Here is a 15,894-nt window from a genome sequence, read left to right as displayed (position 1 = left end):
AGACTTCAATTTTTAATTTATGGTGAGTTCTTCCACCGGATACTTATAATTCTTCTCTTTTACTTTTTTGAACACTGCTATCAATAAGGTCAGCATACTCACCCTGCCCAAAAACATGACCACAATGATCACAAATTTGCTGGCCGCACTAAGATCGGCTGTGATACCCAAACTCAACCCGACGGTACTATAGGCTGAAAAGCACTCAAATGCGATGTCCAACAGTTTTTTATCCCCGTCAAAAACAGAGATCAAAATAATGCCCAGCCCAATGACCAAAAGGGATAGGGATATCACCGCAAAAGCACGTCGAACCGATATTTCGGATATTTCCCTTCTAAAGATCTCTATTTTGGCCTTGCCTTTGGCAAGACTCAGAAAATTGAGCGTAGCGATGGCAAAGGTATTGGTCTTGATACCACCTCCTGTGGATGCAGGAGAAGCACCGATCCACATCAAAAGGAATATCATCATGACCGTGGAAAAATCAAGTGCACCCATATCCACCGAATTGAAACCTGCCGTTCTGGGCGTAGCCGCTCCGAATAGGGCAGTCACCCATTTCCCAAAGCCATTGTGCTCAGCCAACGTGTTGTCATATTCATTAAAATAAAAGAACACGGTGCCCACTATGGTCAACGTGGTTGTGGTCAATAAGGTAATACGGCTGTTGAGTGTCAATACCCATGGCTTATGGGTCTGTTGTTTCCCGCGGATATAGAACAGCTTCCTCAAGAAAAAATATTTTAGGTATTTGATGATGTTGACCACAATGGGAAAACCAAGCCCTCCCAAGACAAAAGCAGCTATGATGATGCATTGGAACGGATAGTTGTACCGGATACCCGATTCGAACAAACTGTTGGGCAACGTGGAAAAGCCCGCGTTACAAAATGCGGATACGGCATGAAACACGGAAAAGAAAGTGCGCTCAAAAAACGTACTGAAAAACTCTTTGTCCAAGCTTATGTAAATCAACATAGCGGCCACCAATTCTATGGAAAAGGTGATGACCAAAATCCGTTTCAATGTTGAAAATACCTCCCCCAACTTACTGGAACCTGTCATATCACTAAGCGTCAACTGGTTCTCATAGGATGCCCCTCCCTTAAAAAAATAGCTGAAAAAACTGGCCACGGTAAGGATACCTATCCCCCCGGCCTGAATAAGAAAGAGAATGATCGATTGGCCAAAGGTGGTAAAATAAGTGCCTGTATCCACCACAATGAGCCCTGTAACGCACACCGCACTGGTGGAAGTGAACAGGGCATCCAGAAAAGTAAGCCCGTTATAGGTAGCATTGGGAAGCATCAAAAGGACCGCACCCAACAATATGATGGCAAAGAAACTGGCTATAAACAATTGTGCCGGATTGAGCAAGGTTCTTTTGTAGCTGATGTTCTGTTCCGAAAACTCCCTGATGAAGGTTAGAATAATGGCAAACTTTACCCAATTGTCATTGTACAGAAAAGAAATATGCCTGTGGGCCTCCTCTCCCAAGAAATGGGCATAAAGAATGACCAAGGTCACAAATATACTGGCCACATCAAAAATAAGGACGGAGCGTTTCATCTCTTTATCATGCTCCAAATAGCGCAATCCCGTTACCAGAATACCCAGTCCAATGACCACAAAATAATAAGTGTTGTACCAAAGTTGGATTTCTTGGGACTTATCAAAGCCGAAGTCAACTATGAACAAAAGCAGTCCAAGGATACTGGCATAGAATGCAATCTGAAAAAGATGTTTGGAATACTTCAGATAATCGGGATGGTCCTTTCCCCAATTGATAAGAGCCATAGAATACTAGGATACGTTTAGCAGTGGCAAAGTTAGTTATTGTGTGTTAAAGATTTAGGAGATAGCACCAAATTGTTATTACATCAACCTAGAAGGAAACAGAATAGAATGACCATCTTATAGCTGTTGTTCTATGCTAACCTTCATTTATTACCTAGATGCCATCCATTTTAACTTCAAATGGCATCATTTTACGCTGTAATGTCGGTCAGGCAGGTTTCTTAAAATATCCGCAGCATATTCCGCCGTGATATCCCGTTGCGGATTGCCAAACATTTCATACCCAACCATAAATTTCTTTACGGTTGCAGAACGTAGCAATGGTGGGTAGAACGACATGTGAAAGTGCCACTCGCGGTGTTCCCTGCCATCCGTGGGCCGTTGGTGTATCCCAGATGAATATGGAAAAGTTGTTTCAAACAGGTTATCGTACCGAACCGTCACTTTTTTGATCATCTCGGCGAATCCCTTCTTTTCCGGATTATCCATTTCCAAGATATCTCTCCGGTGCTTTTTGGGAACGATCATTACCTCATAGGGCCATACGGCCCAATATGGTACCAAGGCTACAAAATGTTCATTTTCCAAAATGATACGCTCACCTGATTCCAATTCCTGTTCCAGATAGTCTGCCAAAAGACTCTTTTGATTTTGTTCCCAATACAACTGTTGCTGTCTCGTCTTTTTTTCCACTTCCTGTGGAATGGAACTTTGGGCCCAAATCTGTCCATGTGGATGTGGATTGCTACATCCCATAATGTCCCCTTTATTTTCAAAGATTTGGACATGGCTGATGTTTTCCTCTTTACCAAGTGTATTGTACTCTTGCTGCCAGACCTCTATAATCTTTTCAATATCCTGCACTTCCATTAAAGGAAGGGTCAATGAATGATCGGGCGAAAAGCACACCACCTTGCAAATTCCTTTTTCAGCTTGGGCCTTTAAAAGTCTGCTTTGATATGTGGAAATTGGAGTGTCTTGGAGCAATGCAGAATAATCATTTACAAAACTGAAAACCTGTTCATATTTTGGGTTAGACTTCCCACTTGCCCTTTGATTACCTGGACACAGGTAGCAATTTGCATCGTAAGAAGGCCTATCCAAGACAGGATGCCCTTCCTGCTTACCTTGCCATGGTCTTTTGGTTCGGTGTGGCGAAACCAAAACCCATTCCCCGGTCAGGATGTTGTACCTGCGATGTGGATTGTTATAGAATTCCCTTTTATCCATTCTTTTCCATGATTGAGGTTCCCTTGCTTGGAACGGTATGGAACGCTGAAAGTTCCAATGAAAATTTCTTTTTGTAGGCTTTTCCGGCTTCTTTGATGAAGTCTTCAGCCACATCTCTATGGACAATGTTCAACGTACATCCTCCAAAGCCACCACCCATCATACGGGCTCCCAAGACCTCTTTCCATTCCTTGGAAAAATCGACCAAAAAATCGAGTTCGGGACAACTGACCTCAAACTGTTCACTGAGTCCCCTGTGGGTCTGGTAAAGCAATTCACCGAACCTGTTCATCTTTCGATCACGGAGCGCTTGGACTGCTTCCAGCACCCTTTCGTTCTCTTGGAGCACATACGAACATCTATTGTATACCACATCTCCCATTTCACTTCTACATGCGTTCAGCATATCCATCGTCACATTTCTGAACGATCTGTTTATTTGAAAATGTTCTCGCACAATATCCAATCCTTCATTACATTGGTCCCGACGGACATTATATGCCCCGAAAGCCAGATTGTGTTTCACATTTGTGTTCAACAACAGGATTCTATAGGGTTCAATTTCAATGGGGATATACTCAAAATCCAAGGTCTTGCAGTCCAATAACATCACATGCTGGTCCTTGCCCATCACCGATGCAAATTGGTCCATGATACCGCACTTGGTGCCCACATAATTATGCTCTGCCCGTTGCGACAATTGAATGATATCCCATTTGTGCAATCCAAGATTAAAGAGCTCATTCAACCCGAAAGCGAGCCCGCACTCCAGCGCTGCGGACGAACTTACTCCCGATCCAATGGGAAGATGGCTCTCAATGGTACAATCAAAACCTCTTAGTTTATCCGTCAACAACATGAGTTCATACAACACCCCAAGGATATAATTTTCCCAATCGTTGTTGCTTTTGGTGATGTTGCCCAAATCAATATGCACAACCTCTCCGAAACCTTGACTGTGAATCCTACAATCGCTCTTGGTTCCGTTTTTTCCCAATTTCAGGATGATGGCCTTGTCTATTGCTGCGGGAAGCACAAAGCCGTCATTATAGTCCGTATGTTCTCCGATTAGGTTGATTCTTCCTGGGGAAGAAATCACCAAATCAGTGTTCAGCTGATGCATTGTATTTTCCTTTACCACGTATTCATGATAATCACTCACCTACTTTTTCCATTTATCTTCCAACAATTTGATAAAGTACCCTCCGACCACACTTCTAGCCTGAAAGCCCCTTACCTCCCCACTGCTCGTAAAATGCCAGTCACTCATGGGAACCCGATCTGGGGATTCCTTGGCAAATCCCATTACCGGGTCGACCAAGGCCTTGAAATCGTTTACATTATCGGTTAAAGTGGCCGTCCACAATATCCAATCCGATTTTGTGTAATCCGACCTATTGTCCAAGGGAAGACCATACTTGTTTTGATGTTTCAGGTAATAGGAAATCTCGGTATCGTACACTTTTTGTGGGAACAGGTCAAAGCCAAATATTTTGTCCCATACCAGATTATACTTTTGGCTCCACGTATTGGGGTCGTCAAAAGTAAGGGCGTAGTGATCACCACCATCGGCCAGTTGCATCCATTTTTGGGCCATGGATTTTGCCATAACAAGATATTTTTCACCCAATGCTTCCATACCTAATTGGTTGGCCAAATAGCCATAACTGCCTAGGGCTACGATGGCCTTTATGGAAAGGTTGGCATTACGGGCAAGGTGTCCTGCAAAGTCGTCGGTACACAGTTGGTTTCCGGGGTCAAATCCCTTATCGGCCAAATATTCCGCCCACCGACTCAAGGTTTCCCAATGCTTTTTTGCATAATCTGCATTTCCTTCTGCCATGGCTATTGCGGCTGTCAAAATAATCATGTTTCCCGATTCTTCCACGGGCATGGGCTCACCGTAGGTTTGTCCATTTGCCATGGGATAGGTACCCAGATCATGTGCGGCGTAGGGTTCCTTGTGCCTTCCACTTTCCGAATAATAAAAGATGCCGGTGAGCATGCCTTTCATCAGTTCCGGATTGTACATAAGATACAGGGGGGATGAAGGATATGTAACATCCACCGTGTTTATGCAACCATTGCTGAAGTTTTCTTTGGAAAGAAACAGGGTTTCACCATCGGGGCCTTGCACCAGTTTATGGGCCGCAATGCTCTGTCTATATCCAATTTCGCATAATTCTGCATAGGATTGTCCACCAACGGCTGTTGCTTTCTCCCTTAATTCCTTGTCAAAAGCATCACATTTTGCCACAATAGTGCTGTACTCCGTATTGGCCTTGTCCAACTCGGCAAGAATGGAATTGTCCCCGTTTCGGTTCCACCACGGTCTCAGATTCTCTCCAAAGTATTGGATGCTAAGAATATCATCATAGCCCACCAATACCTTATATTCTTTTGCTGTGGTTATTTTTTCCTTTGGAAATGTGGTTCCCAATACAAGTTCTTTGCCGTTGGTTTGGAACGGATGCTGGGTTCCTTTCTCAAAATCCGTCCGTGCCTCCCCGGTAGAAGTAACATTTAGCACCGCTTGGGCTTCATTGGGAGTTGCCACGTACAGATATCCCCAATCGATCCTCAAGTTGTCCCCTTTCTTTTCCAAAATCGGTTGTGCCTGTGTACCCGCCTTCAAAAAGGATAATTGGGATGTTGCCGATTTTTCGGCGACCAAAGATTGGCTGGGGTCATTGGTGCCCAAAGCGGTGGAAGCCCCAAAAAACAGTTGTACCTCATGGGACTTGCCATCATTGGGGGTCGTTTTAAATGTAACGTACGATACGGGTCTTGATAGTACATCCAAATCGTCCAACAACAAAGGAGAGGTGAAAGTGAGTTGAAGATCGATTCCCCCGCAGGAAAAACCATAAATGGTTTGGGTAGCCGTCATATCCAGATGGGTCTGTTGGACCATTTTCATCTGCGAGGTGGACTTGACCAAATCTACCAGTCCTACATCAACATACTGATCCCCGCCTGTATTCTTCACATGGACGGCCAATACATTACCCTTTTTTTTGAGCAGTTTCACAAAGGTTTCTTCCATTTCCTCATATCGATACTGACTGGCGCAACAATTTGCCGTGAAGATTTCCTGACCATTCAGATACACCTCAATATTGTCGTCATAATAAAGTTTGAGGAAAAGTTTGTTGAAATTCAATGCACCCAAGTTGAAGTTTCTTCGATACCAAATATCATCCGTGGTCCATTCGGTCTTAGCCTTGTAATCATTGCCAAACGGCCCTGATCGTGCATCCCACTGGGCATCATCATAATCCGTTTTATACCACTCGCCCTCAGGGAATGATGTGGTCATTTTCACGGAATACCCCATTTCTCCCCCAGTAGAAAGGACTTCCTTATAATTAGCGGGCTCCTTTCCCAAAAATCTATAATCGATGCCGTCCACTTTTAGGAACCCGATCAAAGGTTGATCGGTTCCCGTCCAGTGTTTGGTAGGTTCACCGTTCAATTCATCCGAAAAAGACCATATGCTAAAATACGGGTCGTGTGTGATCAAGGGATAGGCAGGTGCCTTTCTGTCCTGTGGATATAGGATCCCTGCCCAAAGAAAAAGGGATGCTAAAACAATATTTTTCTTCATTATGATCTTGGTTGATTTTTAGTTTCTTACACTAAATCTGTATACCGATTTGGTTGTATACTTTTCTCCAGGTTCCAAGGTAATCTGAGGAAAATCAGAATGATTGGGTGCATCTGGAAAATGCTGTGTTTCCAAGGCAAATGCGGTACGGTAAGCATCCGTTGCACCAGATTTAAACGTATTTTTTCCCAACATGAAATTCCCGCTATAAAATTGTACCCCAGGTTCTTCTGTCATGACATCCATAACTATCCCAAATCGGTCCCCAACAATGGTTCCCACATGGTTCATTCCCTCTTTTTGGGTTCCGTTCAAAACAAAATTGTGATCATATCCCCCTCCGTTCTTCAATTGAAGGTTCTCCTCTGAAATTCGCTCCCCAATGGTATGCGGAGTAGTAAAATCAAATGGGGTTCCTTTCACCGGAGCCAATTCCCCAGTGGGAATAAGCCCTGAATCAACCGGCGTATAAGCTTCTGCATACAGGGTCACCTCATGGTTCAAAATGGTTCCATTTCCTTCCCCGTTCAAATTAAAAAAGGCATGATTGGTTAGGTTCACCACGGTTGTTTTGTCCGTTGTGGCTTCATACTCCATTACAATCGCCCGGTCGGCCGTAACCGAATAGGTAACCGTTACCGATAGATTCCCAGGAAAGCCCTCTTCCATATCCGGGGAATTGTAGTGAAAGATCAAGGTTTGCGCATTGGGTTGCTGCACATCCCAAACTACATCCTGAAATCCTTTTTTACCGCCATGTAGGGAGTTTTCCCCATTGTTGATGGGAATGTTGTATTCCACACCATTTAAAGAAAACTTTCCTTTGGCAATGCGGTTGCCTACCCTACCAATGGTAGCCCCAAAATATGGCTCGGTGGAAGTTATAAAACCCTTTGCGCTGTTAAAGCCTACCACCACGTCGGTCATGATTCCATTCTTATTAGGCACCCAAAGACCAACAATGCGTCCACCGTAGTTGGTCATGGCCACCTCAATGTCCTTGTTTTTTATCCAGTACAGCCCCACCTTCTTTCCGTCAACAATAGTATCAAAATCCTCGGATTTTAAAATAGATTCCAATCCCATTTCCTTGCTGTTTGCATCATCGGATTGTTGCAAAGTTTGCTTTTCTTTGTTCTTGCAGGAACCCATTTGGGTGATGAGAAGTACAGCAAGAACGATGTATAAAATGTTGTGTTTATTCATTTTTCGCAGCCATTGGTTACCCTTTTAAACGGACCAATTATTTCTTTCCGTTCAATTTCTTTATCAAATCCACCTCATCCTGACGATATGGGGTTCCATCCTTTCGGAAGATGTCATGAAACCATTCCACTGGTTCTTCCCCACTATCAATAGGCGTATCCCACTGGTATATGGTATTGGTCTTTCCCTTTACCAATCCCCAGTTAATGGCCCCTATGTTTTCCTCTTTCAACATCGGCATGATGTTAGAAAACCGGCTATTGCGGGTTCTGGCCATATATTCAGTGCAAATCATGGGCCTGCCATGGGTCCTCAAAAGCTCTATGATCAGTTTGTGATCTTGTGGATTTCCGTAATGATGGTAAGTAATGATATCGGAATGTAGCGCCTGAAAGGCATTAAGGTCCACCAATCCCCAGGACCAAATCCCTGCTGAAATGGGTTGGGAAGGATTTATCTCCCTTGCCCATGAAAAAACTGCCTCCAACAAAGGCATGGAATCGTTGATCTTACCCGAGTTTCCCGGTTCGTTGTACAAGTCCCAGAGCAAAACCCTTTTATCGTCCTTGAAGGTTGTCAGAATATCTTTTACGTACGTTTCCAGAAAAGGAAAATTCGCTTTATCCTTGGAAGCCGGATCGCCCGGATCCTGCATCCAACCTGAGTTGTGTGTACCTGTTATAGGTTCTGGTTGTTTTCCGGTCTTGGGCTCTTTCCCCCATACATCATCAAAGATGACGAACATGGTCTTGATTCCCTTACTATCTGAAATATCCAAATACTGGTCCATTCTTTTCTTAAAACCTTTTGGATCTTGCTTGTATGCCAAACTATGGAGATATACCCTCATCACATTCATGCCAATACCATGGGCATAGCCCAACTCCCTATTTATGGTCTCAGGATCAAAAGTATCCTCTTGCCACATCTCCAATTGATTGATGGCCGTACTTGGGATAAAATCAGCACCATTGAGCCATTTGTATTGAGCATACCATTTCTCAGCCTTTTCTATGGACCATCTTTGAGATGGACCGGATTGGGCAACAAGGAAGCCTGAAGCCATAAAAAGAGCCGCAATCAATAAGCTTTTGATTTTCATTTTGTGTTTGTTTTTAATCTTATGTGTCATTTATCTTGTGCTAAAGATATACAATATGTGTAATTTTTACATTTAAAATTGCCAAACCTTTTTTTAAGGTTTGGCAATTCTTAAAAAAATATCTCAAACTCACCCTTCTTGGTTTAGTTTATCGGCCAATCAGTCAAGTTGACCGGGACCTTAACTAAACTTAGCACACTAAATACCTCTAATCATAGAATGCAGGTTTCTTAAAAACTTTATTTTAAATAATAGTAGGCCACTACGTCATATTCACAAATGTTCTCATTGTGCTCGCCCCATGTTCTTCCTTTATATCGCTCAATGTAAGCCTCAAAAGATTCTGAGAAGGGAACATTATCGGCCATGTGAAAACGGTTCACAACGGTATGTCCCTTACCGGTAAGCGGTGTTGCAGGTTGGGAAAGGAGGCTCGGCGGACCACGCGTAACCAATATAATCCTCGCTGCCCGTACCAAAGGTTGAGGGGAATTTTTCCCCATCCACGAAAAACTTCTCATCTCCTTCACCCCACCACCGATCAATGGTTTTTTCGCCGCCTATGCCGTACCACCATGAAGACGGTTTCTTTTTGGGCTCTTCCCAAAAATTGGTAATATGCAGGGTTACTCCACAGAATCTTCCCGTTCCCTTTACTGCAATCATAGGCCAATCTATATCCCCTCCCTGATCTTGGGTCAACGACACATCAACTGGTTCATCGACCCCATTTGAATCGTCTCCATTCCATTTGGCATTGAAATACAGAAAGTCTTCCTTTTATTGTTCCAAACCATGACGGGCCACTTTAAAAGTAAACTTGTAGGGTTTGTCCCCCTTGTTTTCCATGGTGAGGTTTCCTTTTCTAAAAAGGGCATATACCAATTGAATACAGGGTATTTCCCATTACACCTACAGGCATTCTCCTATAATGTGCAGGTCCTGGCCCATCCCAAAAAACATCCCAATGGGAGAATGAACGGCGGACAAGTGTTTGTCATCCCAAGAGAAATTATACCATAGGTCCCCATCATCACAAAAAACATGGCTTTTGTCAACTAGGTATGGAAAATTTGGTGAATAATCTGAACAATGGAACAAAATCATGGGTCATTTTTCTGGCTTCAAATTGAAGGATTCATCTTCTTCGTTCAGCTTTTCTATAAAATAAGAAGGTAAAATTCCCAAGCGTTTTTTAAAGGCGGAATAAAATGTATTAAGATTGTTGAATCCGCTTGTGGTGGCTATATAGGAGAGCTTACTATTTCGGTATTCTTTATCTTCCAACAATCTATTCAACAAATAATTTATCCTAAGTTCATTTATATAGTTGTTAAAATTGGATTTTTTTTCATGGTTGATTACCTGTGATAGGTATTTCTGGTTGGTTTGGAGTACTTCGGACAGACTGCGAAGACTACACTTGGGATTAAGAAAAAAGGCTTCCTCTTCCAAGCGATTGAGCTTGGTCAAAATTATTTCCTTAATATCCTCATCCATATAACTCCCCCCTGAACTAGCCTTAACAACCTGGCCACTTGGATTCTTTACCTTTTCCATCGTGACCATCTTCTTTTGGTTAAGCTTTTCAACTGCCAATTCCTTGGTCCTGGAGTACAGCAACCTGTTCTTCTTGCTTACCCTGAAGTATGAGTACGCGGCAATACTGCCCAAAGCCAATGTGAGAACAAATATTATGGTCATGAAACGATAGCGATCTTCCTGTGACTCGGACTTAAGCTCCAATATTTCCTTTTGTTTGGAAATTTCAGAAATCCTCCTTCTTGCCTCCAGTATTCTCAATCTTTGTTCGGATTCAATTGAAAAAAGGGAGTCGCTTACAGACATATATAAATTAGAGAAAAATGCTGCTTCGTTTGTATTGCCCATTGCCCCATTTAAAGCGGACAACGACCTACTCACCTCTTTGATCACATCAAAAGCTTTGATTGCCTTTGCTGCGTTATAGGCTTCATAATAATCTTTTTCGGCTGTCAGACTATCCCCTTGCTTTAAATGTAGGTCGGCGATCAAAACATGTACCCGGGGTTTTCTAAACCTGTAATTGTTGGAATCGATTAGGTCAAGTGCCTTATCCAGAAAATCCTCCGCCTTTTCAAATTCAGATTCCTCTATATAAATACTGGCTATATTCATATATACCACACTTTGAATATAGCTTCCTGGACTCTCAACCGATTTTTCCAGTTCGAGATAGAAATCATAAATTTCAAGTGCTTTTTTGCCCCCCTCCAACTTATGGGTCATTCTGGCTATTTCATCTATTTTCGCAAAAATGAACCTAACCTCCTTTAATTCCAGTATATAATCCAGTCCTTTCAGACAGTTCTCAAGGGCCTTGTCATATTCACCCAATCTGAGATAGAAATGGGAAATTGCCGAATAAGCCCTCATCAAACAATAATGATTCTTTAAGCCCTCTCCCTTCTCCAGCAAGTTTATTGCAGTCTCATAGGCTAAATCATATTCGCCTCTTTCCGTAAAAATGTATGATTTAAGTGTTTCACTATCCGCTTCTATGTTACTAAAAAACTCACACTTATCATTTGTTTCCACAAAATCGATAATATCCAAAGCACGCTCAAACTCACCTTGGACAAAAAAGATAAATGCCTTATTCAATGAGCTTCGTAAATACCCTTTATCATAACCAATATCGGAAGCAAGCTGATATGCCTCATCATTGTACTTTTTGGCAATTTCGGTTGATTTGAAAATATAATGGATGTAGAGGTCCAAGCATGCATCTACCCTCTCTTCCCCGTTCGAGCGTTTTCTTTTCTCGAGAAGACTTTCCAAGCTGGGAAAAGTGTGATCCTCTACGAGCCTTTTTATTTCAGCAAAATAGGGTTCCAGCCTAGTGGGTAAAGTTGGCGGTTTTTTTTGACAATATACCGGCATTATAACAAGGCACAGCAATATTATCAATGTGCGGTTTAATGACATTGTGAGAGTTTGTTAGTTATATTGTACTGTAAGCGATCCCTTTAAAAAGCGTATCACTCTATCTTGTCCCAGGTAATATTACCCAGATAATATTGATGTTCCCTGTAAGCTACAACTTACTTTTGTTTCCTTCCGTATCATTTCAAATAATTTTTATTTTCAGGATAATTATCCAGTTGATTAACCTTCACATCGAATGAGGATAACATGGGTCACAGGAAATTGATATTTCAACAAAGCAACCTCTTGCAGATATCCTAAAAAAAAGCAATGCTGCATAATACAACATTGCTTTTGAACTAAACTTGAATTAAACCTCAACTAACTCAAAATTTTCTGGAATTTATTCCAATTACAAATTTTAGAGACCAGTTAATACAGTATAATAAACTAACTTCAATAAATTTAGCTTATCCAAATCGTTCAAAAACAATTAATTGGAGAAAAAAACTTCAAATTCATGAATTTTCACCCCTATTATTTTGATGCGTTGGAATGTCCTTTTTTGAATGGACGTAAGGGTTTTAAAATGCGTCATTTTCATCTTTCATAGGAGTTGCTCCATCCTTGAAGACCAATAACCTACCCTTGTTCTGTGTCACAAAAAACAAACTGCCTCCGGATGCGCTCCTTACCTGAACGATAGACTTGGCATCCCCTGGAACCAGAAATCCGCTCTTTGCTGTTTTTTCCGTTATAAAATTGCCATGGCCATCCCCTTTTAAAAGTATACCATTAAAGGCATCATATCTTCCAATAAAGGTTTCATTGCCAAAATCGTTGCCTATCCCAAGTATATCATCGTTGCCATCTCCGTCTACATCTGCAATTAACATATCGTTCAATGGTGCCAATTGTGCTTCAATCGGCAACGGATGAAGGCTAAACTTACCATTACCTAGGTTTTCGATGTATACACTTTTATCAAAATTGCCCTTCAACATCAAGGCATCCTTTATTTCATCTTCACTGAACAATGTGTTCAAGGAAGCTTCTGCATAATCCCTGAAATAATCGAATTTCTTTCTAAACAAAGGGCTTTGCAAATTCAAATCGCCCCAAAAATTGACAGGATACGGTTTAAATTCCCCTGTTTTGTCCTTAAAATAAGCAAAAAATATAGGATCTTGGGTACCATTAGAGTCAAAATCTTTGGTTACCAGGTATACGGGCCTTTCCGAGGATGGCTGAAAAAAGTTGTTCCTTCCCAAATTCCCGGCAACAAAATCAATGTCTCCATCACCATCCATGTCCTTGGCCTTTATGGATTCCCACCAACCGATTTGATCATCAACCCCTGTTCCTTCAATCTTGCTGAAAGATGTTGTTTCATTTTTGAAAAAGGTAATAGGCATAAATTCGCCCAATACTATTAGGTCGGGTCTTTCATCCCCATCATAGTCGGCCCATATGGCATCGGTGACCATTCCAACTTTTCTCAGTTCAGGCGCATACTCTTGGGTCACATCTTTTAGGGTTCCCTTGTCATTTTTCAGTAAAAAGCTTCTTTCTGCCATGGGATATTCCCCCGCAGGTGTTCGCCCTCCAACAAACAGATCCATATAACCGTCACCATCAAAATCCATGGCCCTCACTACCGATCCACTGGCACTGATCTCAGGCATCCTGTCCTTATCAACCACAAAATTTCCGTAGCCGTCATTGATCAGGATCCGATCTTTATAGAATTCACTTCCCGCCTCAAACTCATTGCTCCCGGAAACCATATAAAGGTCCAGATCTCCATCATTATCAATATCGAACAATTCCAAACCTACTTCTTCATAGCCTTTATCCTGTTTGTCCGTAAACATGTCATGTTGCTCAAACTTTCCATTTGCATCTTGAAGCAGGATCACAGGGGAATAACCAGCGGAACTTCCCACTACAACATCATCATAGGAATCGCCATTGATGTCGCCCACCGCAAGGCAAGGTCCATTTTGTGTTAATTTATGCGGAAGGGTACGTTGTTGGGAGTTGAAATCCACAAAATCATGCTCGGCATGTTTGTAATCGATTCCCAACTGGCCCGAAACCTCTGATATCAAGGATTTCCCCAATTGACCCGATTTGATTTCCAGTTGGTTCGTATCCTTTTCTTTTTTACTAGTTTTATGGTCTACCACAAGCACTTGGTTGGACTTGACATCGACCAACCTATTGAAATTTCCATCTGGCCATTGTACTTCTACTTCAGAAATCAATTCGTTCGAGCCAATCCCGAAATGAACGATCGGTTCCATGGAGGACATGTAGCCCCTACTGAGGTAATGCTGATAATATTGCTTTTGCCCGTCCCCATAACGGATTGAAATCTTTGTCCCGATGGCCAAAGGGTTTTTATCATCTCCCTTTAGGTTGATCCTTAGAAAATTGTTCTTGCCAAAAGCCTCCAATTCTGATTGGTTCTCAAATACAAAAGCATCTTCATTGATATTGTTGACCACATAATCCAGGTCTCCATCTTGGTCCAAGTCGGCATAAGCAGCACCATTGGAAAAGGAAGGAATATTCAATCCCCACGTTTTGCCTACTTCCTCAAAGGTCCAATCCCCCTTATTCCGGTAAGCATAATTTGGAATTTTGACCACAGGAATAGAGTCCAATATTTGGGCCGGGGTCAAAAAAGAAGCGGCTCCCAACCTGAAGTCCCCAAAATCCCTATCAGTAACATCCCTCGGAAAACCATTTGTGATCAATAGGTCCCTAAACCCATCATTATCCACATCAATAAAAAGTGGGGCCCAACTCCAATCTGTTTTGGAAATTCCGGCCATAAGGCCAATCTCGCTAAAATTTCCCCCGGAACTGGATCCTTTATGCAGCATGTTGCGCATATATTGATATTGATAATCGTATCTCTCGTTCAAGATATACTCCAGATAATTAGTGTGACCAATCGTTGTTTTCATCCGTTGGTTGGTCTCTCCCAACATATCCAAGGTGATAATGTCGAGCAAACCGTCATTGTCATAATCCGCAATGTCGGATCCCATTGAAAACTTGCTCTGGTGTTTTATAAAATCTTCTATTTGATTGGTAAATGTTCCGTCTCCGTTGTTGATGTACAAAAGATCGTTGGTCAGGTAATCATTGCTGACATGGATATCCGGCCAACCATCATAGTTTAAGTCCGAAATTGCCAATCCCAATCCAAAACCTTCATAGACAATCCCAGCTTCCATGGTCACATCACTAAAGGTTCCATCACCGTTATTGTGATACAACCTATCATTGCTTACTGCGGAACCATCATTGATTTTTGGACGATAGTTTGTTGGCAACGTATGGGTTTGTTGGTTGTTGAGCACATATAGGTCCAAAAGGCCATCCTTGTCATAGTCAAAAAAAGTGGCGTTCATGCTATTTCTGGAATCATCAATGCCGTACTCAGCGGCCATTTCACGAAACTGGGGCACTCCGTTTTTGTCAAGCCCTTGGTTAACGAAAAGTAGATTTTTCCTTTTTTCGCTTTCATTGTTCATGGCCGTACAGATGTATGCATCCAGCCAGCCGTCCAAATTGATATCCACAACAGCCACTCCGGTACACCATCTATCCTCTGCTCCAATGCCGGATTCCTTGCCGACCTCCTTGAAGTTAAAATCGCCTTTGTTCAAATACAGCTTGTTCGCCACCTGATTCCCGGTGAACAGTATATCACTTTTGCCATCGTTGTTAAAATCACCAACGGCAACACCTCCACCGTTAAAAATATATTCACTTGTTAGGATATTGAAACTATCCGTTTCCACAATTTTATTATTGAAGCTTATGCCCGTCTTATCAGCATGCATTTGCTTGAACAAAACCTTGGGGGATTTCTGACATGAACTAAATAAAACAACAATAATAAAAAGGGGGATTAATTTTTTCATTTTCAACTATTTATCCATTAAAACTGAACTGGATTTTTTTTTGGAAATTATGCTAACTCCCATAATTCCAAAAGGCCATGATAAAACTATCAAGGCCTTTT

General features: G+C 42.0%; 10 protein-coding genes. All 10 read right to left on the bottom strand.

Annotation, left to right across the window (positions count from 1 at the left end; all coding sequences use genetic code 11):
• Window positions 1–12: 12 nt before the first annotated feature.
• The 10 genes from D2U88_RS07985 to D2U88_RS07935 all read right to left on the bottom strand — a co-directional run bounded on the left by D2U88_RS07985 (window position 13) and on the right by D2U88_RS07935 (window position 15,793).
• The gene (locus D2U88_RS07985; RefSeq protein ID WP_119639832.1) at window positions 13–1,800 is read right to left on the bottom strand and encodes a TrkH family potassium uptake protein; all 1,788 of its coding nucleotides are present in this window, start codon (window positions 1,798–1,800) and stop codon (window positions 13–15) included.
• A gap of 186 nt (window positions 1,801–1,986) precedes the next feature.
• The gene (locus D2U88_RS07980; RefSeq protein ID WP_119639831.1) at window positions 1,987–3,030 is read right to left on the bottom strand and encodes a UDP-glucose--hexose-1-phosphate uridylyltransferase; all 1,044 of its coding nucleotides are present in this window, start codon (window positions 3,028–3,030) and stop codon (window positions 1,987–1,989) included.
• Entirely contained in the window at window positions 3,023–4,153 is a 1,131-nt protein-coding gene (gene galK, locus D2U88_RS07975) for a galactokinase (RefSeq protein ID WP_119639899.1), read from the bottom strand. The genes D2U88_RS07980 and galK overlap by 8 nt, the downstream gene beginning before the upstream one ends.
• A 39-nt stretch (window positions 4,154–4,192) precedes the next feature.
• Window positions 4,193–6,637, bottom strand: coding sequence for a glutaminase family protein (locus D2U88_RS07970; protein ID WP_119639830.1), 2,445 nt, complete (start codon window positions 6,635–6,637; stop codon window positions 4,193–4,195).
• A gap of 18 nt (window positions 6,638–6,655) precedes the next feature.
• The gene (locus tag D2U88_RS07965; RefSeq protein WP_119639829.1) at window positions 6,656–7,843 is read right to left on the bottom strand and encodes an aldose epimerase family protein; all 1,188 of its coding nucleotides are present in this window, start codon (window positions 7,841–7,843) and stop codon (window positions 6,656–6,658) included.
• A 37-nt stretch (window positions 7,844–7,880) separates the two neighbouring features.
• Window positions 7,881–8,945 (bottom strand): cellulase family glycosylhydrolase, encoded by a 1,065-nt coding sequence (locus D2U88_RS07960; protein ID WP_119639898.1) that lies wholly within the window; start codon window positions 8,943–8,945, stop codon window positions 7,881–7,883.
• 239 nt (window positions 8,946–9,184) lie between these two features.
• On the bottom strand, window positions 9,185–9,313 hold the full coding sequence (locus tag D2U88_RS19760) for a hypothetical protein (protein WP_262696589.1): 129 nt from the start codon (window positions 9,311–9,313) through the stop codon (window positions 9,185–9,187).
• Window positions 9,314–9,341: 28 nt separating this feature from the next.
• Window positions 9,342–9,713: a DUF2961 domain-containing protein gene (locus D2U88_RS07950; protein ID WP_119639827.1), complete on the bottom strand. Its 372-nt coding sequence runs from the start codon at window positions 9,711–9,713 to the stop codon at window positions 9,342–9,344.
• A gap of 342 nt (window positions 9,714–10,055) precedes the next feature.
• A complete protein-coding gene (locus D2U88_RS07940; protein WP_182859129.1) occupies window positions 10,056–11,765 on the bottom strand; it encodes an AraC family transcriptional regulator in 1,710 nt (569 codons plus the stop codon).
• 671 nt (window positions 11,766–12,436) lie between these two features.
• Window positions 12,437–15,793 carry a VCBS repeat-containing protein gene (locus D2U88_RS07935; protein WP_119639824.1) on the bottom strand — a complete coding sequence of 1,119 codons (3,357 nt, stop codon included), beginning with the start codon at window positions 15,791–15,793 and terminating at the stop codon, window positions 12,437–12,439.
• Between the last annotated feature and the right edge of the window lie 101 nt (window positions 15,794–15,894).

Origin of the sequence: Flagellimonas aequoris (genome assembly GCF_003584165.1) — a bacterium.
GTDB lineage: Bacteria > Bacteroidota > Bacteroidia > Flavobacteriales > Flavobacteriaceae > Flagellimonas > Flagellimonas aequoris.
This window is presented reverse-complemented; position numbering and strand designations above follow the sequence as displayed.